The sequence below is a fragment of the Streptomyces sp. NPDC039465 genome (assembly GCF_055639315.1).
In genome coordinates, this window is sequence record NZ_JBVKAP010000011.1 from 203,290 (window position 1) to 226,835 (window position 23,546).

Genomic DNA, 23,546 nt, shown 5'->3' on the forward strand with positions numbered 1-23,546 from the left:
CGGGTTTATCTCTTGACGGAGACAGAGACAACCGACTCATCGGGAGTGTGCCGTGGGCCTCATCCACATCGAGCTGTTCGCGACCCTCGACCTCGTCGGGCAGGCTCCCGGCGGCCCCGACGAGGACCCGGCGGGGTTCCCGTTCGGCGGCTGGCAGGCGCCCCTGCTGGACGAGGTCGCCGGGGCGCAGGTCGGTGCCGCGTACGAGGGCACGGACGCCCTCCTGCTCGGCCGGCGGACGTACGACATCTTCGCCGCCTATTGGCCTCATCAGGAGGGCGGCGAGGACAACGAGATCGCCACGCTCTTCAACAGCGTCCCGAAGTACGTGGCCTCCCGCGGCAGGCCCGACCTGTCGTGGGCCGGGTCCAGGCAGCTCGGCCCGGACCTTGGCGGCGCGGTGCGCGAGATCCGTGACCGGCACGAGCACGTGAAGGTCGTCGGGAGCCTGAACCTCGTGCAGACCCTGCTGCGCGAGAAGCTCTTCGACCGTCTCGACCTGTGGCTGTACCCGATCGTGCTCGGCGTCGGGAAGAAGGTGTTCGAGGGCGGCGCGGTGCCCACCAACCTCACGCTCCTCGAGCCCCCGGCGGCCGGCCCGAAGGGCGCTGTGTACCTGCGCTACGGGCTCGCCGACGGCACTCCCGCCACGGGAGACATGAGCGCACCCGATCGCGGTGCCGGAAGGGCCGACTGAAGCGGCGACCGTAGCGACGACTGGACCCACCCCCCGTGCCTGGTGGGTCCGGGCGGCGGACAGGCCGGACGCGGGACGTACGTGAGGCCGTGCGCGCCGGGCTCGCCGAGCCTGGCGATGTCCAGCCGGGCCAGGCGCTCCAGCGTCTCCAGGTCGACGATGTCGACGGTGGACGAGACGACGCAGGCCACATAGGCGAGCCGGCCGTCGGGGGACGAGGTGATGGTCAGCGGGAAGAGGCCGACCTCGAGGTCACCCAGCTGCTTGCGGGTGTCGGCGCAGAACACGGTGAGGCGGCCTGGTGCGTGGCGTCCGAGTCGGGAGACCGCATCGGGCGCCATGCGCATTTCGCCCGCGAGCAGCCTGCCCGTCGAGGTCAAGTGCACCGGCAGGACGATGTCCTCTGTGGGCAGGGTGTCGACGACGGCCGCTGTCCGGGGGTCGATGACACGGATTCCGGTGGGCGGCCGTTCCTCGGCGGTGCCGGAGAAGTTGCCGTAGGGCGCGGCGACGAAGGCGTGCGTGCCGTCGGCGGAGACGGCGAGGCCCTCACTGCCCGGTACCTCGACCTTCGCGGTGAGGATGCCCCGTTCGAGGTCTACGACCGACACGAACGGCGCTTCCTTGTTGGTGGCGTAGCCCGTCCGCCCCGCCGGATCGATGGCGAACCAGTGCGGGCCGGGCGCGTCCGTGTCGATCCTGCCCAGGGGCCGGCGGGTCTCCGTGTCGATCACCACGACCCCGCCGGGCCGGTCGTCCGTACTCTCCACACTGACGTACAGGCGCCCGCGCACCGGGTCCAGTGCCAGCCCGTGCGGCCCGTGTTCCGGGGCGAGGTCGACGACCTCGACGACGCGGCGGGTGTCGGGGTCGATGACGGCCAGTTCGGTGCGCCGGCCGCCGTTCGCGTGGTAGTAGCCCGAGTGGTACGTCAGGGTGCACCACAGCAGTCGCCGCGTCGGGTCGAAGCACAACTCGTGGGGCTCCGCGGGGACTTGCACATCGCCGAGGTGCCGGTCGGAGGCGGCGTCGAAGAACGAGACCGTCGGTCCGCTCTGACTGACGACGGCCAGGACGTCGCCGTCCCGACCGGCACGGGGGGACTGCTGCACAGCCACTCCTTGAAAGGGGGGAAGGGAATGCCGCGCGTCTTCGCGGGCATCTCCACTCTCCGCACCGCAGGATGCCGCAGCAATGCAAGGATTGGCACGCAATCATTGACTCAGGCGTAAAAGTGCAGCTCAGGAGGCATCGATGGATCTCAACCTGCTGCGAGCCCTGGACGCCCTGCTCCAGGAGAACAGCGTGACCCGCGCAGCGGAGCGCCTGGGCACCTCGCCCGCGGCGGTCAGCCGTACCCTGGCCCGGCTCCGCCGTGCCGTCGGCGACCCGCTGCTGGTCCGGGCCGGCCAGGGGATGGTCCCGACCCCGCGCGCCATGGAACTCCGGGAGGAGGTCGGCGCGTTGCTGCGCGGCTGCGACAACGTCCTGCGGCCCGGTCCCGGTTTCGATTCCGCGCACCTCCAGCGCACCTTCACGGTGCAGGCCACCGACCTGCTGCTGGTGGGACTGGCCGGGAGCCTGACCGATCGGATCCACGCGGAGGCCCCGCAGGTTGACGTCGTCTTCCTGCCGGAGGCAGTGGAGGGCGGCCCTGGGCTGCGGCAGGGCTGGGTGGACGTCGAACTGGGCGTCTTGGGGCACCTGGACCCGGAGATCCGAACCCGGCAGCTCACCCGGAAGCCGCTGGTCGGCATCGCCCGCAGCGGTCATCCCCTCTTCGACGGGCGGATCGACGCCCGCCGTTTCGCCGCGGCCGACCACATCGGCATCTCCCGGCTCGGTAAGCGCCTCGGGCCCATCGACAGCGCGCTCGCGGAACTCGGGCTGCGGCGCCGGACCGCGGTCGTGGTGCCCAGCCACACGAGCGCGATGATGCTCGCCCGGGACACCGACCTCGTCGCGCTCAGCCTGGCCGACTGGCTCCCCGACACCATTTCCGCCATGGGACTGCGGACGTTCCCCGTCCCCCTCGACCTTGAGCCCCTGGACCTCGGGATGGCCTGGCACCCCCGCAACTCGGCCGACCCGGGGCACCGCTGGTTCCGCGAGCACCTGGCGGCCGTCGTCCTGGCCCCGGCGGGGCCGCGGGCAGCCGCCGCCCGTACTCCCGTCTGACGTCGCCCTGCCCGACCGGTGGCACCTGCTACAGAACCCGTCCATTGTGGTACGCCGCGAGCGTCCGGTAGAGCGCGCACGGGCGAAGCGGCCGCTCGGGCACGCTCGGATCCTCGAAGTCGTCGGCCGGGTCCCAAGTCATGCCGATCGGGCGCATCTCTGCTTGGGAGCGAAGGTTGTTCATGGTCGTCGACGCCACCACTTCCGGCAGCCCGAGGGCCTCGAAGCCGAAGCCAGGCAGACCAGGCCGGCCAGGCAGGCCTCGGTCCCGTAACCGGGACCCCACGCCGAACGCGTCGGACGCCGGCCGACGTCCACCCCCGTGAACGGCATGCCCTCGCCCACCTCGTTGCGTGCGGCCGCCGCCCTCGCGTCGGCACCCAAGGGGGGACACGGGCGGCCAGCGTCGCCTGCACGTGTTGGCCGCCGCCGGGCGGCTGCGGGCACGGCCACCGGCCCCAGCCAGGCACGAGGGCTGACAGTCAACCTGACGTGCCCGCCCGCGCACGGCTGCCCGGCGCCCGACCGGCCGAGTGCGACGACCTCCTGAAGGCCGCCGACTGATCACAACATCACATAGGCCTAGTGGGGTGGGCAGGCTCCGCGGCCGGCCCTTGACGGTCGGGGCGGCAGCGAACGCCTCGCGGGTCGCGGCTACTCGGCTCCGTGCCACACCGTCGTGACGTTGCAGAACTCACGGATGCCGTGGCCCGACAGCTCACGGCCGTAGCCCGAGCGTTTGACGCCGCCGAAGGGGAAGGCCGGGTGGGAGGCGGTCATGCCGTTGAAGAAGATGCCGCCGGCCTGGAGGTCGCGGACGAAGCGGGTGATCTCGGTGTCGTCGCGGGTCCACACGTTGGAACTGAGGCCGAACGGCGTGTGGTTGGCCCGGTGGATGGCCTCATCGAGGTTCGCGACGCGGTAGAGCGTGGCGACCGGCCCGAAGGCCTCCTCCTGGTCGATGCGCATCGCGGGGCCGACGTCGGTGAGGACCGTGGGCTCGTAGAACCATCCGCGCTGGTGCTCGGGCGGGCGCCGGCCGCCGCACAGCACCGTGGCGCCCTTGCGGACCGCGTCATCGACGAGTGCCTCCACGTCGCCGCGGCCCTGCTCGGTGGCGAGGGGCCCGACGTCGGTGGAGGAGAGCAGCGGGTCGCCGACGGCGAGGCCGGCCATGCCCGCGGTGAACCGTTCGGCGAACTCGTCGTACACGTCGGTGTGGACGATGAAGCGTTTGGCGGCGATGCAGGACTGGCCGTTGTTCTGAACGCGCGCGGTGACGGCGGTCTTGGCGGCCTTGGGGATGTCGGCCGACGGCATCACCACGTACGGGTCGCTGCCGCCCAGTTCCAGGACCGTCTTCTTCACCTCGTCGCCGGCGACGGAGGCGACCGCGCGGCCGGCCGGTTCACTGCCGGTGAGGGTGGCGGCGGCCACCCGGGGGTCGCGCAGGACCGTTTCGACGGCTCCCGAGCCGATCAGCAGGGTCTGGAAGCAGCCTCGGGGGTAGCCGGCGCGGTGGAAGAGTTCGCCGAGGTAGAGCGCGGTCTGCGGCACGTTGGAGGCGTGTTTGAGGAGACCGACGTTGCCCGCCATCAGGGCGGGGGCGGCGAACCGTACGACCTGCCAGAGCGGGAAGTTCCAGGGCATGACGGCGAGGATCACGCCCATGGGCCGGTAGTGGGCCCGGGCCGCGGAGGCGCCCGAGTCGCGTACGTCGGAGTCGGCGGGGTGCTCGTCGGCGAGGAGGGACTCGGCGTTGGCGGCGTACCACCGCATGGCCTTGACGCACTTGGCCGCCTCGGCGCGGGCCGCGACGAGGGGTTTGCCCATCTCGGTGGTCATGGTGCGCGCGATGTCTTCCTGGTCCTCCTCCAGGAGGGCGGCGGCGCGCGTGAGGAGTTCGGCGCGCTCGGCGAATCCGGTGGTGCGGTACGCCCGGAAGGCGGCCTCGGCGTCGGCGAGGCACCGTTCGACGGCGTCGGGGCCGAGGGCCTCGTACGTGCGCAGGGTCTCGCCGGTCGCGGGATTCACCGTGGCGATGGGCATGGGTCCTCCTCGTCGCTGGGCAGGGGGCCTCGTCGTGGGGCGGTCGCCTCTTCGACCCTGCCGCCTGGGGCGCCCGCCCGCAACGCGGGTCAGTGCGGGCCCGCGCGCCCGGCGCCGCGGTCCGTCCCGGTCACCCAGCGCAGCGCGCCGGAGAGGTGGGCGCGGAAGTCGGGGTGGGCGTACGCCTCCGTGGCGTGGCCGAGTGCGGTGAACAGGGCGCGTCCGCGGCCGACCGGGTGGCACCAGGCGAGCGGATGGTCGGTGCCGAGGGTGCCTCCGCGGTAGGTGGATTCGTCCACCCGGGCCAGCACATGGACACCTGCGTCGCGGGGGTGCGCGGTGAAGTTGTACCACTCGTCGGTCCAGCGCCAGCGGGCCGGGAGATGGGCGGTGGCGGGGTGGTGCGGATCGTCCACGCTGATCTCCGCGGGCTGGATCTCCGGGTGCCCGTCGAAGCGGGTTCCGAGCAGGGTGCGGTAGAAGGGCCAGTCCGGTTCGGCGTTGGCGGCGGCGTGGACGGCGAGGAAGCCGCCGCCCGCGTCGCGTACGTACGACTCCAGGGCGGCGCGCCCGGGATCGTCGAGGACCGGCCCCGTGGTGGAGAGGAATGCGACGGCGACGCAGCGCGCGAGCCGAGCGGCGGTGAAGACCCCGGGCTCCTCGGTCACCTCCGCGCGCAGGCCCAGTTCGGCGGCGAGTTCGGCGAGCGCCTGGGCGCCGGCCGGGATGGAGTCGTGGCGGTAGCCGAGTGTGCGGGTGTAGACGATCACGTCGGTGCGCGGCAACGCCGACCTCCGGGCACGGTGGGAGAGCGCTTTCTACGGGCTCCGAACCTAGTGGTGGCGATGGTCGCGGGACAAGGGACGGCGGGACCCGGGGCAGCGAGGCGCGTGGCGGTGAGGACTCCGTCAGGACTCGGTCAGGACCCGTCGGGGAAATAGGATTCGAGCGTGCCTCGGCGGCGGATGTCGAGGGTCGCGCAGTGGAACGATCCGCCGAACGGCGCGTAGTGCAGCAGGTCGCAGGGGATCGGCTCGAAGCCCCAGCTCTCCAGCGCGCGCAGCATGTTGGTGTGGTGCCGCTCGGCGATGACCCGCGTCTCGTCGACCATGAGGACGTTCATGCTGAGCCACTTGCCGCAGATCGAGGTGAGCTTCAGGAGGCGCTCGTCGATCGGGTTGGGCTCGGGGGCGATCAGGATGTCCCACGAGCTCAGCATGGGCGGAAGGCGGTCGACGTCGATGTATTCGGGGTTGACCAGGAGCTTGCCGGGCGCGAGAGGCAGGAACGTCGTGTCGATGTGCATGGGTGTCCGGCAGCGGCTCTCGATCTCGTGGATGCGATAGCCGGGTCCCAGATGGCGGCGCAGCCAGTCGATGCCCATCTGGTTGGTGACGTTGCTGCGGGTGACGAACAGGTCGCGTCCCACGCGGACGAAATCCGCGGCGTCGAACACCGGCTCGAACTCGGTGAGGATGTAGCGCATGGGCTCGCCGGCCTGCGGGATCCGGAAGTCCGGGTCGAAGAGCTCGTCGGTCAACTGCGGCTTCGGGGCGGACGTCCAGCGCGCACCGCGCCGGAAGTAGTCCTTGACGATCCCGCGATAGGCGTGGGTCTCGAAGTACCGGCAGGGCCAGGCCATGGGGGTCTCGATGATCTCGTCGCCGATCACGAGCATGCTGTCGCGGGGGCAGGTGTTGGAGAAGCCGCGCGAGGACCAGTCGGGGGTGCCGAAGCGCTGCTTGTGGTCGAAGGGGTCCGGGCGGGTGACCGTGATACCGAGGGACCGCAGGAGGGCGACGAACTGGTCAAGCTCCTCCTGCGCCGGGTCGATCAGCCGGTGCGGATACTCGAAGCCGGCGGCGAGCCCCTGCAACCGCGCCGCCCAGGGGGGAATGTTGCAGGTCACGACCGGGTGGTCGGAGGGGATCGTCGCGCCTTCGAGGCGCCCGACGAGGACCTCCTCCAGCGGATCCCATTCGTTGTGCGAACTGACCGGGGAGACGAGGGCTTCCGCGGCCGGGCCGGTCCTGGCCGATGGCCCGTACGGCACACCGTCCACCGCCGTCGTCGTCGAAGTACCGGGCCGCCTCTGTTCCACCGCCATGGTCAACCGCTTTCGATCAAGGACGTCGGAAACTCGCTCTGTCCCATGCTGACACCCAGGTCGGTGGAATGGGACCTGACGCGGGGCGAATGGTTCCTCACCGCATCCGGCACCGCTCGCAGGGCGCACATCAGGACGAAAAGCTAGAATTTTCCGCATGGGAGAGCGGCCCGTCGTGCCCGCCGCACCGGAGTTGGTCCTCGACATCGACGGGGACTCCACCGTGATGAGCCCGAGCCGGGTTTACCGCATCGGGCGCGACCCCCTGAGCGACATCGTGCTGGCCGATGCCCGGATTTCCTGGCATCACGCCGTGCTGCGGGCGGAGGGCGACCACTGGACGCTGACCGACGAGGACAGCACCAACGGCACCTTCACCGAGGGGCACCGGATCCACGACTGGGGGGTGGGCCCCGGCAGCGTCATCCGGTTCGGCCACCCCGCCGACGGCCCTCGCGCTGTCCTCACCGGTCATGTCCAACCCCCGCCCGAGCCTCCCCCGGCCCCTCCCCCACCTGAGGCCGAGGCCGAGGTCCCACCGGAGCCCGAGCCGGTAGCCGCACCCGAATTCGAAGGCGCGCCCGAGTACGACGCCGGGCCCGCGCCGGTGCCGCTCGCGCCGCCACCCCGCCCCTCGTCCGTCTCGCACCCGGACGCCACCGGCACCTTCCGGCAGCCGACCTCCGTCCGGCCACTGCCCACGCGGACCGTACGGATCGGGCGCGGCACCGACAACGACCTCGTCATCGACGATCTCGTCGTCTCACGGCACCACGCCGAGCTGCGCGCCCACCCGGACGGCACGTACTGGATCGACGACCTCGGCAGCCACAACGGCACCTTCCTCAACGGCGCCCGGGTCACCCACGCCCTCGTCACCCCCGACGACATCGTGGGCATCGGCCACCGCGCGCTCTGCCTCATCGGCGACAATCTGGTCGAGTTCACCGACACCGGCGAGGTCTGCCTCGACGTCCAGGACCTGGCGGTCACCGTCGACCGGGGCCGTAAGACCCTCCTCGACCAGGTGTCGTTCCCGGTCGGGCAGAAGTGCCTGCTGGCGGTCGTCGGACCGAGCGGCGCCGGCAAGTCCACCCTGCTCAACGCGCTGACCGGGCTGCGGCCCGCCGACCACGGCTCGGTGCTGTACGACGGCCGCGACCTCTACCGGGACTACGCCGAGCTGCGCCAGCGCATCGGGCTGGTCCCGCAGGACGACATCCTGCACCACCAGCTCACCGTCCGGCGCGCCCTCGGATACGCCGCCGAGCTGCGCTTCCCCGAGGACACGGCGAAGGCGGAACGGCGGGCCCGGGTCGAGGAGGTCATGCGCGAGCTCGGCCTGGAGCAGCGCGCGGACCAGCCGATCCACTCCCTCTCCGGCGGCCAGCGCAAACGGGTGAGTGTGGCGCTCGAACTGCTCACGAAGCCGTCGCTGCTCTTCCTGGACGAGCCCACCTCCGGGCTCGACCCGGGCATGGACCGTTCCGTGATGCACATGCTGCGCGGGCTCGCCGACGACGGCCGTACGGTCGTGGTCGTCACCCACAGCGTGCTCAGCCTGGACGTCTGCGACCGGCTCCTCGTCCTCGCGCCGGGCGGCCGGATCGCCTTCTACGGGCCGCCGGACGAAACCCTCGGCTTCTTCGGCTTCGCGCAGTGGCCCGAGGCGTTCGAGGCGTTCGAGAACGACCGGGAGCGGGACTGGTCCGGGCAGTACCGCCACTCCCCCTTCCACCAGCGGTACATCGCGAGCGCCATGCGGCGTCCGTCGCTGCCGGGCGCCGCCCGGCCGGACGTCTCTCCGCCCGCGCCGCCACCGAAGGCGCAGAGCTGGGGCGCGCAGCTCCGTACGCTCGTACGGCGGTACGCGGCCGCGCTCAGCGCCGACCGGACCTTCCTGGCGATCATGATCGCGCTGCCGTTCGTGATGGGCGCGATGGCCCGTGCCCTGTCCGAGGGCTCGTTCGGCCCCGAGTCGACGATGAACGTGCTGCTCATCCTCTGTGTGGGCGGTGTGCTCACGGGCGCCGCCAACGCGGTGCGGGAGCTGGTCAAGGAGCGGACGATCTACCGCCGGGAGAGAGCCGTCGGCCTGTCCAGATCCGCGTATCTGATGTCCAAGATCGTCGTGCTCGGCACGGTCACGGTCGTGCAGGCCGTGGTGCTGACGCTGGTCGGCCTCATCGGCGTCCCCCTCAACGTCCCGGACGGCAAGGGTGTGCTGATGCCGCCGCTGGTGGAGCTGACCCTCGCGGTGGCGCTGCTGTCGTTCACGGCGATGATGCTGGGCCTGTTCGTCTCGGCGCTGGTGCGCAAGGAGGAGGTCACGATGCCCCTCCTGGTGCTGCTCGCCATCGTGCAGGTGGTGTTCTGCGGCGGGCTGCTCACCGTCCAGGGCTCGCCGGTCGTCGAGCAGCTGGCCTGGCTGGTGCCGTCGCGGTGGGCGTTCGGTGCGATGGGCGCCACCATCGACATCGGGAAGATCGCCCCCAACGAGAAGACGAGCGATCCGCTGTTCGAGCACACCGTGGGAGCGTGGCTGCTCGACATGGGGATGCTGGTGGTGCTGTCCGTGGTGCTCGGCTTCGTCGTGGCGAGGCTGCTGCGCCGGCACGAGCCCGTGATCATGCGTAAATAGCGAAGGTAGCGAAAGTAGGCGCTGCTCATGGCGTTTCCCGTCAGCTCCGTCGGTCCCGTGGTGCCGGACTTCCGGCCGACCCATGTCGTACCGCGTGACGGCCTGCCCGCCTGGGAGGCCCCGGACCCCGAGCTGCCGACCGAGCCGCTCGATCCGTTCCTGCCGGTGCAGTTGGTGGACCGGGTGGGTGACTGGGGGCGGATCGTGTGCGCCAACGGCTGGTCCGCCTGGGTCGACGGACGGCTCCTGGTCCCCGTACCGATGGAACCGCCCGCCGCCGGGCAGCCGCTGGGCAGGACCGCCGATCCGCGGCCGCTGATCGGCCGGGCGGAGGAGTCGATCGGCCGCTACCGGCGGGCCGCCGAGGACCTGGTCGCCGGGAAGGCGGACCGGGAGGCGTTCCGGCGGCGGACGCGCGGGCTGCGTGTCGGGATGGTCGTCGACGGCGAGGCGGTGTGGCTGTACGACGCCGAGCACGAGCGCTGGGTGTACTGCGACGGCACCCATCTGACGACGTACGCGGCCTCGTCGGGGCCGTCCGCCGCCGCTCCCCCGCCCCCCGCCGCGCCCGCGCCCGCGCCCGCCTCCGTGCCCTTCGAGGTCCCGCCACGGCCCGACACGGCCCCCGCGGGGGTGGTGGGGCATGAGCCGACGCAGGTGGTCACGCAGATGCCGGAGGTGCCGGACGCCGGGGGCGAGCCGCAGCCGACGCGGGAGGTGGACCCGGGGGACCGGGACGTGCGGCCCGGGGCGGGTGAGGGGTGATGGCGGAGCCGGGTACGACCGACCCCGACCCCGATCTGCCCGCCGGCCGGCCGTCCGGGCTGCTGGGGAAGCAGATCGCGGGCTACCGCGTGGAGGGCGAGATCGGCCGCGGCGGCATGGCGGTGGTCTACCGGGCGCGGGATCTGCGGCTGGACCGGACGGTCGCGCTGAAGCTGCTCGCGCCGGAGCTGGCCCGCAACGACACCTTCCGCAAGCGGTTCGCCCACGAGTCGCGGGTGGCCGCCGCCATCGACCATCCGCACATCGTGCCGGTCTTCGAGGCCGGTGAGACGGAGGGGCTGCTGTACATCGCCATGCGGTACGTCGCCGGACAGGACCTGCGGGCGCTGCTGGACCGGGAGGGCCCGCTGCCGCCCGACAAGGCGGCGCGGATCGCCCTGCAGGTGGCCTCGGCGCTGGACGCGGCGCATGCGCACGATCTGGTGCACCGCGATGTGAAGCCGGGCAACATCCTGGTCGCCGCGGGCATCGACAGTGACCGTCCGGAGCATGTGTACCTCACCGACTTCGGGCTGACGAAGAAGTCGCTGTCGCTGACCGGGTTCACGAGCGTGGGCCAGTTCGTGGGGACCCTCGACTATGTGGCTCCGGAGCAGATCTCCGGCAAGCCGGTGGACGGGCGCTGCGATGTGTACAGCCTCGCGTGTGTCGTCTACGAGACCCTGGCGGGGGTTCCGCCGTTCCGCCGCGACGACGACATGGCGCTGCTCTGGGCGCATCAGTACGATCCCCCGCCGCCGCTGACCGGGGAGCGTCCGGGCCTGCCGGCCGGCCTCGACGACGTCCTCGCGAAGGCGCTGGCCAAGGCCCCGGAGGAGCGGTACGGCACCTGCCTGGAGTTCGTCTCCGAGGTGCGGGCGGCGGTACGGGACGCGGAGACGGGCCGGGACCGGGGGCGTGACCGGCGCAGGTCCGTCCCTGGCGTCCCGCCGGCGCCGCCCGGGCCGCCGCCGGAGCCGCCGCGGTGGGCGATGCCGGTGTTCCGCGGGCGGCTGTGACGCGATCCCGTAGGTGGGGCCGCGGTGATGCGGAACGTCTCGGGCCTAGGTGTATTGATCACGAGCGTTGTTGACAGTCGCGGGTCTTGATCATGGCGAAGACCTCCGGTGTGGTGGAGGTGTCTAAGACCGGGTCCTATGTGGTGGGGCGTCGTTGGGCTTCGTATGGGGCGGGGTACGTGGAGTTGGATTGTTCCGGACGGGTTGTGGGAGATCGCGGAGCCGTTGATCCCGCCGTCGAAGGTGCGTCCGCAGGGCGGCGGGGCACAGGACACGCCTGATGAGACGCTGTTCGCGGCGATCATCTACGTGCTGGTATCGGGGTGTGCCTGGCGGGCACCGCCGCCGTGCTTCGGGATATCGAAGTCCACCGCACACCGCCGGTTCCTGATCTGGTCCAGAGCCGGCGTCTGGGGCCGCCTGCACGAGGAGATCCTGTACCGGCTCGACGACGCCGGCCTGCTCGACCTCTCCCGCGTGGTCCTCGACTCCGCCCACGTCCGGGCTAAAAAGGGGGCGAACTCACAGGTCCGAGCCCCGTGGACCGGGGCAAGGCGGGTTCCAAGATGCACGTCCTGTACATCCATGACAGTGAAGCCCTGAAGCCCATGGTGCTCGGTCACCAAACGAGACACGACCCCGACAAGGCTTACGACATTCCCGACCTGCGGAAATGGGTGCGCGGCAAACGCATCGGCGTCCGGATCGCCCGCAAAGGCATCGAGTCGAGCGAGCGATTAGGGCGTCGGCGGTGAGTGATCGAGCGGACGATGTCCTGGCTGACCGGCTACCGCCGCCTCAACCACCGCTACGAACGCCACCCCCGCAACTACCTGGCCTTCCTCGGCCTCGCAGCCGCCCTCTGCTGCTACAAACGCCTCATCCGACTGACCACATAGGACACGGTCTAAGGGCTGTCCCGTAAATGATCTTCTGGTTGCCTCGGGCGCGGTTGGCCGCCACGTGGCGGCCCGCTTGCCTATCCGGCGAGGGCGAGGTTGTGCATCCGGGCGATGCCGAGCATGGCGTGGTGGACGCCGTCGCCCTTGAGCCGGCAGTCGCGGAGGATCTTCCACGTCTTGGGACGCTCCGGCCACTGATTGAGAGCTGCGGACATCGCTGGTTAAGGACCCGTCGGCGGAGTGTTCCTTGGGCCATGAAGGTGCTGGCACAGGAACGGAGTGATGAGTTGAGTTCATCCGGCAAGCGCATATGGGTCGGCATTGATGCCGGCAAGGGGCACCATTGGGCAGTTGCCGTCGACGGAGATGGCCAGGCGCTCTTCTCCCGCAAGGTGGTCAACGACGAGAATGAGATCCTCCAGCTCATCGCCGCCGCCTGCGAAACGGGTATCGAGGTGTGCTGGGCTGTTGACATCTCCGGCCGGGCTTCCACGCTCCTTCTGGCTCTGCTCATCGCTCATGGTCAGCAAGTCGTCTACGTTCCCGGCCGCACGGTGAACCGGATGTCCGGCGCCTACCGCGGCGAGGGCAAAACGGACGCGAAGGATGCCCTGGTCATTGCCGATCAAGCCCGCATGCGCCGTGACTTCGACACATTGAGTACGCCGCCCGAGCTGGTCTCCACACTCCAGTTGCTGACCAACCACCGGGCCGACCTGATCGCCGACCGAGTGCGGCTGATCAACCGCCTGCGGGACCTCCTCGTGGGCATCTGCCCCGCTCTGGAACGCGCCTTCGACTACTCCGGAGCCAAGGGGGCCATCATCCTGCTGACGGAATACCAGACGCCTGCGGCGATCCGCAGGACTGGCGAGAAGCGGCTGGCAGCCCGGCTCGAGCGGCGTGGGGTTTACGGTTCTGCCGCCGTCGCGGCCAAGGCAGTGGCGGCCGCCCGGTCCCAGCACACCGAGCTCCCCGGTGAGAAACGTGCAGCTCGGCTGGTTCGCGACCTCGCCCCTCAGCTTCTATCCCTTGACGAGCGCATCAAGGAGAACGACCGGGAGATCCGCGAGGCATTCCGCACGGACGACCGTGCTGAGATCATCGAGTCTCTGCCCGGCATGGGTCCGATCCTGGGCGCCGAGTTCGTATCCATTGTCGGCGACCTGTCTGGCGACAAAGACGCCGGCCGCCTTGCCTCCCACGCCGGCTTGGCCCCCTTCCCTCGCGATTCCGGCCGCAGAACACGCAATTTCCACCGGCCCAAGCGCTACCACCGCCGTCTGCGGTGGCTGTTCTACATGTCCGCGCAGACCGCCATGATGCGGCCGGGAACCGTCCCGGGACTACTACCTCAAGAAGCGTGCTGAAGGGCTGATCCACACGCAAGCGCTTCTCGCTCTGGCCCGTCGCCGCGTCGATGTCCTATGGGCAATGCTCCGAGACGGAAGGCAGTTCACGACCGTCCCACCGCTCACGCAAGCGAGTTGACACGGTCATTGAGACTCTTCCAGCTGCCAAACCGCTCGGGAAGGTCCCGCCACGGTATGCCCGTTCGCGCCCGGAACAAGATCCCGTTGAGCACCCTCCGGTGATCGCTCCACCGTCCGCCACGCCGTCCCGACACCGGCAGGTGTGGCTCCAGCCGGACCCGCTCGGCATTCGTCAGATCACCCCGCCCCATGCCGGGAACAACGAGCCGCTGATCCGACAGTCACATGATCCGCCGGACAGGCCCTAAGCTTCCGGGCACGATGTCCGAATCGCAGACTGAAGACATGGGGGGAGCGTGGACGATAGAGGGCCTCAGCCCCAAGTGGCGGAGGACGCCATCCAGTTTGTGGCGTTGATGCGGCAGTTACGAATATGGGCGAATCTGAGTTTCCGTGAGCTGGAACGCCGGGCGGAGACGGCGGGCGATGTGCTTCCCCGGGCCACGCTGGCCGGCGTACTGAAAAGGAGTGACCTCCCCCGGGAGGAGCTGCTGGCGGCCTTTGTCCGGGCCTGTGGCGGAGATCGGTCCGAGGTTGATGCATGGGTCGCTGTCCGTAAGCGTCTGGCCGTCGAGGCCGAGCAGCGCTCCAGTGCCCACGTGCCGGCCGAAAAACATGCGGCAGCCGGAGCTTTGACAGTCCCGATTCCGCCAGACGACAACGACCCGCAGAGCGGACTGCGGCACGCTCTGCAGGACGACGCCGTCAAAAGACCGCGTGAAGCCGGTGACTCCAGCGCCGACGTTTCGGCGACGCAAGGCACGTCTCATGGCGTACCGGGCGGACCGGTGGAGCCGGACAGGGACCCGCCAGCCGCTGCGGAGGCATATGTGGTGGCCCAAAGGGAGGCGGACACCGGCGCGGCCGCTGCTGAACCGGCCGTGCAGGAGGAATCGTCCACGACAGGCCCGGAGGCGCGCACCCCGCCGGCAGGACCGGAAACTGCTGTGTCGCGCCGTTCCGGCTTCGCCGGTCTGCCGGGCAGGGCGCTCGTGGCAGGGGTCGTGGCCGCGCTACTGTCGGCCGGTGTCACCGGGATCGTCCTGGCGCCCGACGACCATCCCGGCGAGCCACCCGCGCACCGGATACGCCCGCCTGCCACCGTGACGTTCTCCCCGCCGGTCACGCACAGCCGGACACCCCGCACCCCCGCCTTCTCCAGCCCCGCGGCAGAGCCCGGAGCCACGAACGTTCCCGTACCGGGAGCCACACGGCAGCTGCCGCGGTCAGCGTCGCCCTCCAAGAGCACGGCTCGTCCCGGCGAGCCGGGGCCGCAGCGGACTTCGAGGGCACCGGAATCGACACCGCCAGCCTACGAACCTCCACCCTACGAGCCGCCGCCGTTCTCCCCAGCACCCTCGCCCACGTCCGGTGGCGGTGACCCATTCCCCGAGGAGACCTGCTGGGACGCCAACGACTGCGCCTGACCCGGGCGATCAGGATCCGGTGTGCGGCAAGGCGGCGGAGGGCGGAGACGTGCGAGGCGGCGGCAGCGTGGCGAGGCTGAGCGTGCTGCTGTGGCGGGGGCGCGGAGATCGTTCCGTCGCCGATCGACGGCTGGAGGTGATCGCTGCCCGCCGACCGGACGACAACAGTGCCGCCCAGCTGTGGGCGCCTCGACGTCCGCCTGCTCATAGCAGCCTCCGTCTCTTGCGTGTCCACGCCTCTCACCTCCTGCGCCAGGCGGAACTTGCGAACTGCACCGTCGTGGACGGGTTCCGGCGCCGACGGGTGATCCCGGGCTGGGCGAGCGGCCGCCTTGTGGGTTCAGACTGCCCTGTTCTCGTACTTGCTCTTCGAGGGGCCGGCCTTGGCGTCCTTGTGCTGTCCCCGGTCGCTCCGGTCGCCGCGGCTGCTGGTGGTGTCCGTGTCCTTGCCGTTCGACGTCTTGCCGGAGTACTGCGCCCGGCTGTCGTCCCGGTCCCGCTTGCCCTTGCCGGCGCGGTCCTTGGCGGTGTCCTTCGCCTGCTCGGCCCTCAGCTTGCGGGTGCGTTCCTTTACGCAGGTGTCGTAGCCGCCGCACTCGGTGCGCGCCTGCCGGTAGGCCGGGTCAGCGTTGGACTTGCGTGCCTTGCGGGTGGATTCGGCGATGTCCTTGGTGTTCTTGTCCCGGAGGGTGCGGGTGCGTTCCTTTACGCAGGTGTCGTAGCCGCCGCACTCGGTACGGGCCTGCCGGTAGAGCGGGTCGGCGTTGGACCGGTCGGCCTTCTTCTTCACCGCGTCGAGGGTCTTCTCGACCTTGATCAGCTTGGGGCCGTTCTCCCTCATCTCACCGGGGGTGAACTCCTTCCCGCTGAAGGGCCGCGCGAGCTGCTGGAACGGCCCCTGCGCCTTGTACTCCCGGTGCTCGGCGATCAGGCGAGCCCGCATCTCAGGGTCGCTCAGCGCCTTGTCCAGCACCTTCTGGTTCTTACGGCTCAAGTGCTCGTCGGTTGCCTGTCCGACCAAGTCACCGACGGCCTCCGCGGCCACAGAGCCACGGACCCCGCGTACTCCCACGGGCGTCCTCACGCTCGGCACGACGGCCTGCTGCGGTTTCACCGCGGTGATCGTCGGCGTCTTCGGCGGAGTTTTCACGTTGATGGCCGGCGGGCTCTTCGTCGTGTTGCTGACCAGCGGCGTCGGCGGAGTCTTCGCGTTAGTGCTTCCCGGCCCCTGCGACGGAGACTTCGGGCCGCGCTTGGCTGGACGGCTCCCACCCGCGTCGTCGTTGTCGTCGGGCGGGTTAGGGAACTTCTTGCGGGCTTCCTCGGCCTTGGTCTTCTCTTCGTGTGCGGCGGCGAGGTCTTCATGCACCTGGGGGGTGGCCCCGGGGAGCTTGGCGCGCCATTCGAGTTTGCGAACCTTGTCGTTCGCCGCACGCAGGCGCTTGTCGGCCTGCGCGACCCTTGTCGGGATGTCCACGGGCAGGCCGGCCTCGACAGCCCGGACATTGGCCTTCAAGCCCTTCACCTTTCGGTCTTCCCGCTCAACAGCCTGCTTGGCCTTGCGCTTCGCCTTGGGTGTCTTGGCCTGGGAGAGCTTGACCTGGGCCTTGTGTAGGCGCTTCTCCGCCCGGGCGAGCTTCTTTTGTACACGGGCGACGTTGTTCTTCTGGGCCTTCTTGAACGCGTCGTAGTCTTCCGCGATGGCTTCCAGGGCTTTACCCCAGGAGGAGGGGATGCCAGAGGTGTAGAGCCGCTTGACACCGATACGCGCCCCAGCCTTCACGGTGTGCCAGGGGTCGTAGGGGTTCAGAGCGTGCCCCGTGTTGAAGAGTTCGTGTCCTGCGGAGTAAGCCCGGTCGCGCCAGCTGGGCTTGCCCGAGGAATCGCCTGACGCCTGGGGCGGGGGTGGAGGAGCGGCCGAGGCGGTGGCGGCGGGGCCGGCCAGCACGAAGCTCAGCGCGGCCACGAGAGCCACGAAGGCCAGGCGCCAGGCGGTGGGCCAGCGGCGCTGTGCCTGGGGCAGCCACGGAAGGGCTGCCCGCTGCTGGTACTGGTGGGACGGAACGCTCATCGACAATCTCCTTGATCGACTTTCAGGTGGCCGCCGGCCGGTGGCAGGCGGCAGTAGCGGCGCTGGCACGGGAGTGAGGCGCCGGGTGTGGTGCGGGGATGGGAGAAGCGTTGCGGGTCGTCGCAGGCCCAGGCAACGGATGTGGCGTCCGGGACGGTCCGGGCCTGTCCGGCCTGGTCAGTGGCCATGTCCGGGCCGTTCGTGACGGCAGGACGGCCACGTCCGATCCCATCGACGTGGTTACGCACCCTGCCGCGGACGCCCTCATAGAAGGGGCGAAACACCGGGTGTGGGCGGGGCGGCCACCGTGCATCTCACTGGATACCGACCTGTGCCGGCGCTAGCCAGGAGAGCCGCCGATATCCCGGGGGCAGCGTCCGGCGTCATGCGGAGCTGGTGAATCCGGTGTGCCGGGCGCCCGAAGATCGCCAGACTGAGCTCGTCCGCCTCATGAATGGACAGGAGTGGTCATGGAACCGGCACCCGAGCCGCAGTCGGTCACGACGTCAGCCGAGTTCATTGCGATGCTGCGACGACTGCGGAGGTGGGCGGGCCTGAGCCTGCGGGATCTGGAACGGCGTGCTGCCGCCGACGGCGGGGCTCTGCCCCGTGCCACCGTCTCCGGGGTCCTCAACCGTACGGAGTTGCCCCGGGAGGAGTTTGTCGCCTCCTACGTCCGCGCCTGCGGGGGTGACGCGGACAGCGTCGAGATCTGGCTTGCCGCACGCAGGCGCCTGGCCGTCGCCTCCGAACCCCTGCCCGCCCCGCCCAGGCCCCACGAGCGATCAACGGACTGGGAGACGGCGCAAAAGATCTCCGACAACAGCGGCTCGCTGATCTCGTCCGCCGAAGATGCCGCCGACGAGCCCGCGAACCCCCTCACCCCGAACCAGGTACAGCCTCCCGTCACAGCACGCCCAGCGTGGCTCGGGCGTGCCTTACTGATCGCAGGCGCGGTCACCGCCGTCGCCGCCCTCACGCTCGGCACGCTCACGGTGTGGGTGAACAGCGATGACAACAGCGGAAAGCACTCGCCGTCGGCAACGGAGGCCCGGACGACGCCGCCGCTCCCGACGTCCGCCTCCCCATCCCCCTCTTCTCCAGTTCCGTCTCCCCGGCCGCTGCTTGAGTCGGGCACATACCGCATGCGCACAGCGGACGGCCGATGTGTCGTCGAGCGACGAGAAGAATCAGAGGAAGTAGAAGGGATCGGCCTCTTCCTGACGCCGTGCACCACGAGACAGAGCGACAACGTGACCGTGAAAGCAACGAGCAACGGCACCTACAGGATCATCTTCCCCGGCAGACAACACGAAGATCAGCGATGCCTGGGAGTTTATGGCGCATCGATACAAGAGGGAATGGCAGCGGTCATCGAGTACTGCGGCACCCAAGAGCTCATAGAGGCCGAGCAGTTCCGTCTTGAGAAAGTCAACCTCCATGGAGGCGGGTTCCGCCTCCAACCGGACCACCTCCGCTTCGTACCGAAAGACCAAAGACAAAACCTCTGCCTCGGAGTACCGGAAGCCGACCACAAGGAGTGGGCATTCGTCTCGCAACTGCAATGCGTCACTGACTCGCCCCGACAGGTCTTCCGCTTCCTCAAGTAGCCCGCCTCGCAGGCACGGACCTCTTCGGTATTCAGCCCTCACTGCAAGTCGCTGGGCACAGATGGTCAAGCGGGACGCGATATGGCCGGGGCGCCCCCGCATGGACGGGGTAGTCCAGCACGGTGTTGTCGTTCGAGGTGGTCGTCCGGCTCAAGCCCGGCGTCCCGGCCGTCCCCGGTGAGTGGAGCAGCGGTGAGACGGCCGTCCGGAAGTTCCGTTCCTTCGTCGGCCTCGACGGCGACCACACCGCCGCGGTCCTCACCCTCACCCGGACGAGCCCCGGTCAGCTGCAGGTGCTGAGGACCTGGACGCGGGAGCACGGCGAGACGGTCTTCGCATCATGAGCGACGGCCGTGGCGAGGTGTCGCCCGAGGACTTCACTCCTGTCCCGGTCTGGGCCGTCCTCCCCGACCGCCAGGAGCTCGTCTCCCGCCTGTACGAGGCCGTTTTGTTTGGATCTAGACTTCGCAGCTGGCTGCCGTTTCAGCCCGCGGTTCCGCGACCTGGACGACCAGCGGTTCTGGCGGGCCACGATGCCCGGCGTCGAGGCGGGAACATACGGCGCGGTGGAGGACCTGGCGCGCAACCGCGTGAACCTGAACAAGGTGATCACGCAGTGGCCGGACATGCTGAAGGTCGCGGGTTCCCTGGTCACCAACCAGGTCCGCGCCTACGACCTGCTGCGCATGTTCGGGCGTGAGGGGCGCCCGACTCCGCTGGGTGCGGCGTTCGCGGAGTACGGGCGGATCGCGAAGACCGAGCACCTGCTGCGGGTGATCGACCCGGTGGACGACACCTACCGCCGTCAGATGAACCGGCAGCTCACCGTGCAGGAGTCCCGCCACAAGCTGGCCCGGGACGTGTGCCACGGTAAGCGCGGCACCATCCACCAGGCATACCGAGACGGGATGGAGGACCAGCTCGGCGCGCTCGGTCTGGGCTTCAACGCGATTGTCCTGTGGACGACGAAGTACATCGACGCAGCCGTCGCTCAGCTCCGGGCCGAGGGCCACGAGATCCGCGACGAGGACGTCGCCCGGCTGTCCCCGCTCAAGCACCGCAACTATGAATCTGCTCGGCCGCTACAGCTTCACCGCCAGCGTCCCGGACGCCGGCGCCCTGCGCCCGCTGCGCGACCCAGACGCACTGGAGCTGGACGAGGACGACGACGGAGGCGGGCAGGACTAGGAGACCTGGTCCTGTGTCAGGTGGCGGGGCGGGCGCCGGGAGTGTGGCCGAAGGTACGGCGGAAGACGTCGATGAAGGTGCTGGCGGAAGACCAGCCGCAGCGGTGGGCGACCGCGGTGACGGGGATGTCGTCCGCCAGGAGGATCAGCGCGTGGTGGAGCCTGATCTGAGTGCGCCACTGTAGGTAGGTGAGGCCGAGGTCGTCGCGGAGGCGGCGGGAGAGGGTGCGGGCGCTGGCGCCGATCTGGCGTCCGAGGTCGTCGAGTGAGCGGTTGTCGGCCGCGTCGGCGCGCAGGATGTCGTGCAGTTCGCGGAGCAGAGGGTCGGTGGGGACCGGCAGGTGTAGCGGCTGTTCGGGGGAGAGGGCGAGCTGGTCGAGCATGACCGCGCGCAGGCGCAGGTGGGGTGGGCTGTCGTTGTCGGGGTCGCGGGTGTACGCGACGATGAGTTCGCGCAAAAGGGGGCTGACGGCGAGGACGGCGGGTTTGTCCAGGCCGAGGGGGTTGTCGGTGGCGGGCAGGCCAACGAGGTGGAGGTCGAGTTCGCCGTGTGCCTGATGCTGGTGGACGGTGCCAGCGGGGATCCAGAGCGCGCGGGTGGCGGGGGCAACCCAGGAACCGGCGTCGGTGGTCACCGCGATGGTGCCCCGGCCGGCGTAGACGATCTGGTGATCGTCATGTCGGTGCGCATCGATCTCGCCGCCGGAGGCCAGGCGCTGGGTCCGGGTCGGCGCAACGGATTCGTGGCGGACTTTCTGCATCACCTGTCAATCTACCGAAAGCGCGACACCGTGTGCTTCTCCCAGCATGGGAGGGTGCGAAGGAATACATCGATCTCCCTGCTGGCCGTGGGACACGCCTGCGTCGACATCTACCAGGGCGCCGTCGCGGCGCTGATCCCGTTCTTCGTGGCCGAACGGGACTACACCTACGCGGTCGCCTCCGGCATCGTGCTGGCCGCGTCCCTGCTGTCGTCGGTGGCCCAGCCGGTGTTCGGGGCGCTCACCGACCGGTGGGCGATGCCGTGGCTGCTGCCGGTCAGCACTCTGCTGGGCGGGGTGGGCATCGCGCTCAGCGGCCTGAGCGGCTCCTACGAGCTCACCCTGTTCTTCGTCGCTGTCTCCGGGATCGGGGTGGCCGCCTACCACCCGGAGTCGGCCCGCGTGGCCCGGCTGGCCAGCGAAGGCAGTCACAGCGCGATGGGCTGGTTCTCCCTGGGCGGCAACATCGGCTTCGCACTTGCCCCGCTCATGGTGTCGGCCGTGATCGGACACGGCTCCCTGCGCTGGACGCCCGTCCTGGTCCTGCCCGCGCTCGCCGGCGCCGCTCTGTGTGTGCCCGTGCTCCGGATGCTCGCCCGGCCCGAGGCCGGCGCGTCCAAGACGGAGGCACCGCGGGGCGCCGATGATGTGGCCTCGTTCGTGAAGCTGTCCCTGGCGGTCGTCTTCCGCTCCATCGTCTTCACCGGCCTAAGCACCTTCATCTCCCTCTACGCCCAGCAGCGCATGCAGGGCAGCACCACCGCGGGCACCATCGCCCTGTTCCTGCTGTTCCTGGGCGGCGCAGTCGGCTCGGTCCTGGGAGGGTCCCTGGCCAACCGCTACGACCGCGTCCATGTCTCCCGCTGGTCCTACCTGCTCTCCGTCGCCGCCGTGACCGGAGTGATCTACGCACCCGGCCCGGCCATGTTCCTCTTCGTGGCCCTCACCTCCGTCGGCCTGTACGTCCCCTTCTCCCTCCAGGTCACCCTGGGCCAGGATTACCTGCCCTCCCGTATCGGTACTGCCAGCGGCGTCACCCTCGGCCTCACCGTCAGCATCGGCGGCCTCATCAGCCCCCTGCTGGGACACCTGGCCGACTCCACCTCCCTGAAGACAGCCCTCACCCCCCTGATCGCCATGCCTGCCCTGAGCTGGCTCCTCTTCCGCGCCCTGCCCGAACCCACCGCCCCCAAGCCTCAAGCCGACGCACCCGCGCCCGCATCCGCGCGGCAGGACGCGTAGAGCTGCACGGATCAATGTGCATGAACAAGGGCCACCGACGGAATTGACTGACCTGCAGGAACGTGGCTTCCGCCAGGCGTCGATCCCGCGCAGCTGTGTCCGCGATCCCGGGTGATGACCGCCAACGGGAGCCAGCTGCGGTGCGAGCGCAGGCAGAGCCGTGATGCCCGGCCGACCGTCGACCGCGTTTCGTCACCTGGGCAAGCCCATTCCGTCGGTGGCACCCTTCTCCCACGTGGGCACGAGACGGCTACGACACCTCACCGCGAGCGGGAATCGGATCGCCACGACCGGAGTTGGTGAGGGAAGTTAGCCGTTTCAGGAGGGGTCATGCGAGCGATTCAGGTTTCCGAAGTGGGCGGTCCCGAGGTGCTGCGACTGGTCGACATTGATCAACCGATGCCGGGCCCGGGCCAGGCGGTCGTGGAGGTCGCCGCGTCCGGCGTCAACTTCCTCGACGTATACCACCGCCAGGGCCGGTACACCCTCCCGCTGCCCTTCACCCCGGGCACTGAGGGCGCGGGCACGGTCCTCGAGGTTGGACCCGGCGTCACCCACGTCGCTGTGGGAGACCGGGTCGGCTGGGTGGAGATTCCCGGCACCTATGCCGAGCAGGCCGTCGTGGACTCCTCCCGGCTCGTGCCCCTGCCCGACGGCGTCGACTTCGAGGCCGCCGCCGCCGTGCTGCTGCAGGGCATGACGGCGCACTACCTCGTCAAGGACGCCTACCCGGTCCAGCCAGGCGACACGGTGCTCGTGCACGCTGCTGCCGGCGGCATGGGGCTTGTGCTGACCCAGCTCATCACCCATCTCGGCGGCAGAGTGATCGGCACAACCTCGACACCGGAGAAGGCCCAGCTGGCGCGGCGCGCCGGGGCCGCCGAGGTGATCCTCTACTCTGCAGTGGACGATCTCGCGGCCGAGGTGAAGCGGCTCCATGGCGGCCAGGGCCTGCCTGTCGTCTTCGACGGCGTCGGCAGGGACACCTTCGATGCGAGCCTCGCCAGCCTGCGAACCCGCGGCCACCTGGTGCTCTTCGGCGCCGCGAGTGGTGCAGTGCCGCCCTTCGACCCCATCCGGCTCGCCCAAGGCGGTTCGCTGACCCTGATCCGGCCAAGCCTCGATCACTTCATCGCCGATCGGTCCGAGCTGCTCCGGCGCGCCACCGACGTGCTTGAATTGGTGCGCACCAAGGCGCTTGAGACCACCGTGACGGCCCGCTACCCGCTCGCCGAGGTCGCCCAAGCTCACCGCGATCTGGAGGCTCGGCGTACCACCGGCAAGCTACTCGTCATCCCCTAGCTTGATCTTTAACGTGCGCCGTCGAACGGTGCGTCGTACTTGATCACTCGGTTCGGTGTCCGCCGTACACGGAAGCGGCCTTCGTCTGAACATGT

The 23,546-nt window shown here is 69.9% G+C and carries 16 protein-coding genes and 5 pseudogenes; 13 read left to right on the top strand and 8 right to left on the bottom strand.

The genetic code is table 11. The features are described 5' to 3' along the window. The first annotated feature begins 52 nt into the window (after positions 1-52). Positions 53-697, top strand: coding sequence for a dihydrofolate reductase family protein (locus tag ACZ7LT_RS29955; protein WP_471239248.1), 645 nt, complete (start codon positions 53-55; stop codon positions 695-697). Here the strand turns inward: ACZ7LT_RS29955 and ACZ7LT_RS29960 are convergent. Further along, the gene (locus ACZ7LT_RS29960; RefSeq protein ID WP_471239249.1) at positions 622-1,809 is read right to left on the bottom strand and encodes a YncE family protein; all 1,188 of its coding nucleotides are present in this window, start codon (positions 1,807-1,809) and stop codon (positions 622-624) included. The genes ACZ7LT_RS29955 and ACZ7LT_RS29960 overlap by 76 nt on opposite strands. 142 nt (positions 1,810-1,951) lie before the next feature. Here ACZ7LT_RS29960 and ACZ7LT_RS29965 point away from each other — a divergent pair, with 142 nt between their 5' ends. Beyond that, positions 1,952-2,875, top strand: coding sequence for a LysR family transcriptional regulator (locus ACZ7LT_RS29965; RefSeq protein ID WP_471239250.1), 924 nt, complete (start codon positions 1,952-1,954; stop codon positions 2,873-2,875). A gap of 654 nt (positions 2,876-3,529) precedes the next feature. On the opposite strand, the gene ACZ7LT_RS29970 is transcribed toward ACZ7LT_RS29965, so the two are convergent. The 3 genes from ACZ7LT_RS29970 to ACZ7LT_RS29980 form a co-directional block, all read right to left on the bottom strand. Then, on the bottom strand, positions 3,530-4,924 hold the full coding sequence (locus ACZ7LT_RS29970) for an NADP-dependent succinic semialdehyde dehydrogenase (protein WP_471239251.1): 1,395 nt from the start codon (positions 4,922-4,924) through the stop codon (positions 3,530-3,532). 89 nt (positions 4,925-5,013) lie between these two features. Further along, positions 5,014-5,709 carry a ThuA domain-containing protein gene (locus ACZ7LT_RS29975; protein ID WP_471239252.1) on the bottom strand — a complete coding sequence of 232 codons (696 nt, stop codon included), beginning with the start codon at positions 5,707-5,709 and terminating at the stop codon, positions 5,014-5,016. Positions 5,710-5,843: 134 nt separating this feature from the next. Beyond that, positions 5,844-7,031 carry an amidinotransferase gene (locus ACZ7LT_RS29980; RefSeq protein ID WP_471239253.1) on the bottom strand — a complete coding sequence of 396 codons (1,188 nt, stop codon included), beginning with the start codon at positions 7,029-7,031 and terminating at the stop codon, positions 5,844-5,846. Positions 7,032-7,188: 157 nt separating this feature from the next. On the opposite strand from ACZ7LT_RS29980, the gene ACZ7LT_RS29985 reads away from it, so the two are divergent. The 4 genes and pseudogenes from ACZ7LT_RS29985 to ACZ7LT_RS30000 all read left to right on the top strand — a co-directional run bounded on the left by ACZ7LT_RS29985 (position 7,189) and on the right by ACZ7LT_RS30000 (position 12,355). After that, on the top strand, positions 7,189-9,672 hold the full coding sequence (locus ACZ7LT_RS29985; protein ID WP_471239254.1) for an FHA domain-containing protein: 2,484 nt from the start codon (positions 7,189-7,191) through the stop codon (positions 9,670-9,672). Between the two features lie 27 nt (positions 9,673-9,699). After that, positions 9,700-10,437, top strand: coding sequence for a hypothetical protein (locus ACZ7LT_RS29990; RefSeq protein ID WP_471239255.1), 738 nt, complete (start codon positions 9,700-9,702; stop codon positions 10,435-10,437). Continuing rightward, a complete protein-coding gene (locus ACZ7LT_RS29995; RefSeq protein ID WP_471239256.1) occupies positions 10,437-11,456 on the top strand; it encodes a serine/threonine-protein kinase in 1,020 nt (339 codons plus the stop codon). The genes ACZ7LT_RS29990 and ACZ7LT_RS29995 overlap by 1 nt, the downstream gene beginning before the upstream one ends. A gap of 165 nt (positions 11,457-11,621) precedes the next feature. Beyond that, positions 11,622-12,355 (top strand): annotated as a pseudogene (locus ACZ7LT_RS30000) (transposase). 80 nt (positions 12,356-12,435) lie between these two features. Here ACZ7LT_RS30000 and ACZ7LT_RS30005 read toward each other — a convergent pair. Further along, positions 12,436-12,543, bottom strand: a pseudogene (locus ACZ7LT_RS30005) (IS5/IS1182 family transposase); the annotation flags it as partial. A 102-nt stretch (positions 12,544-12,645) separates the two neighbouring features. On the opposite strand from ACZ7LT_RS30005, the pseudogene ACZ7LT_RS30010 reads away from it, so the two are divergent. Next, positions 12,646-13,849, top strand: a pseudogene (locus tag ACZ7LT_RS30010) (IS110 family RNA-guided transposase). Position 13,850: 1 nt separating this feature from the next. Here ACZ7LT_RS30010 and ACZ7LT_RS30015 read toward each other — a convergent pair. Beyond that, a pseudogene (locus ACZ7LT_RS30015) lies at positions 13,851-14,042 on the bottom strand (transposase); the annotation flags it as partial. 156 nt (positions 14,043-14,198) lie between these two features. Here ACZ7LT_RS30015 and ACZ7LT_RS30020 point away from each other — a divergent pair. After that, positions 14,199-15,278 carry a hypothetical protein gene (locus tag ACZ7LT_RS30020; RefSeq protein WP_471239267.1) on the top strand — a complete coding sequence of 360 codons (1,080 nt, stop codon included), beginning with the start codon at positions 14,199-14,201 and terminating at the stop codon, positions 15,276-15,278. 340 nt (positions 15,279-15,618) lie between these two features. Here the strand turns inward: ACZ7LT_RS30020 and ACZ7LT_RS30025 are convergent, their stop codons facing one another. Continuing rightward, positions 15,619-17,349, bottom strand: a complete 1,731-nt coding sequence (locus ACZ7LT_RS30025; protein WP_471239257.1) for a hypothetical protein — start codon at positions 17,347-17,349, stop codon at positions 15,619-15,621. A gap of 470 nt (positions 17,350-17,819) precedes the next feature. On the opposite strand from ACZ7LT_RS30025, the gene ACZ7LT_RS30030 reads away from it, so the two are divergent. The 3 genes and pseudogenes from ACZ7LT_RS30030 to ACZ7LT_RS30040 all read left to right on the top strand — a co-directional run. Continuing rightward, positions 17,820-18,959 carry a helix-turn-helix domain-containing protein gene (locus ACZ7LT_RS30030; protein ID WP_471239258.1) on the top strand — a complete coding sequence of 380 codons (1,140 nt, stop codon included), beginning with the start codon at positions 17,820-17,822 and terminating at the stop codon, positions 18,957-18,959. Between the two features lie 122 nt (positions 18,960-19,081). Continuing rightward, complete coding sequence (locus tag ACZ7LT_RS30035; protein WP_471239259.1) at positions 19,082-19,303, top strand: hypothetical protein; 222 nt, start codon at positions 19,082-19,084, stop codon at positions 19,301-19,303. Positions 19,304-19,432: 129 nt separating this feature from the next. After that, positions 19,433-20,147 (top strand): annotated as a pseudogene (locus tag ACZ7LT_RS30040) (Tn3 family transposase); the annotation flags it as partial. 16 nt (positions 20,148-20,163) lie between these two features. On the opposite strand, the gene ACZ7LT_RS30045 reads toward ACZ7LT_RS30040, so the two are convergent. Continuing rightward, positions 20,164-20,907, bottom strand: a complete 744-nt coding sequence (locus ACZ7LT_RS30045) for an AraC family transcriptional regulator (protein WP_362806264.1) — start codon at positions 20,905-20,907, stop codon at positions 20,164-20,166. Between the two features lie 54 nt (positions 20,908-20,961). Between ACZ7LT_RS30045 and ACZ7LT_RS30050 the strand changes: the two genes are divergently transcribed. Further along, positions 20,962-22,149, top strand: coding sequence for an MFS transporter (locus tag ACZ7LT_RS30050; protein ID WP_362806266.1), 1,188 nt, complete (start codon positions 20,962-20,964; stop codon positions 22,147-22,149). 330 nt (positions 22,150-22,479) lie between these two features. Further along, complete coding sequence (locus tag ACZ7LT_RS30055; RefSeq protein WP_471239260.1) at positions 22,480-23,451, top strand: quinone oxidoreductase family protein; 972 nt, start codon at positions 22,480-22,482, stop codon at positions 23,449-23,451. The last annotated feature ends 95 nt before the right edge of the window (positions 23,452-23,546 follow it).

Bases quoted from the DNA above. Each gene is read 5' to 3' on its own strand.
- ACZ7LT_RS29965 (WP_471239250.1), top strand. From the start codon at position 1,952: ATGGATCTCAACCTGCTGCGAGCCCTGGACGCCCTGCTCCAGGAGAAC.
- ACZ7LT_RS29970 (WP_471239251.1), bottom strand. From the start codon at position 4,924: ATGCCCATCGCCACGGTGAATCCCGCGACCGGCGAGACCCTGCGCACG.
- ACZ7LT_RS29980 (WP_471239253.1), bottom strand. From the start codon at position 7,031: ATGGCGGTGGAACAGAGGCGGCCCGGTACTTCGACGACGACGGCGGTG.
- ACZ7LT_RS29985 (WP_471239254.1), top strand. From the start codon at position 7,189: ATGGGAGAGCGGCCCGTCGTGCCCGCCGCACCGGAGTTGGTCCTCGAC.
- ACZ7LT_RS29990 (WP_471239255.1), top strand. From the start codon at position 9,700: ATGGCGTTTCCCGTCAGCTCCGTCGGTCCCGTGGTGCCGGACTTCCGG.
- ACZ7LT_RS29995 (WP_471239256.1), top strand. From the start codon at position 10,437: ATGGCGGAGCCGGGTACGACCGACCCCGACCCCGATCTGCCCGCCGGC.
- ACZ7LT_RS30025 (WP_471239257.1), bottom strand. From the start codon at position 17,349: ATGAGCGTTCCGTCCCACCAGTACCAGCAGCGGGCAGCCCTTCCGTGG.
- ACZ7LT_RS30030 (WP_471239258.1), top strand. From the start codon at position 17,820: ATGGAACCGGCACCCGAGCCGCAGTCGGTCACGACGTCAGCCGAGTTC.
- ACZ7LT_RS30045 (WP_362806264.1), bottom strand. From the start codon at position 20,907: ATGCAGAAAGTCCGCCACGAATCCGTTGCGCCGACCCGGACCCAGCGC.
- ACZ7LT_RS30055 (WP_471239260.1), top strand. From the start codon at position 22,480: ATGCGAGCGATTCAGGTTTCCGAAGTGGGCGGTCCCGAGGTGCTGCGA.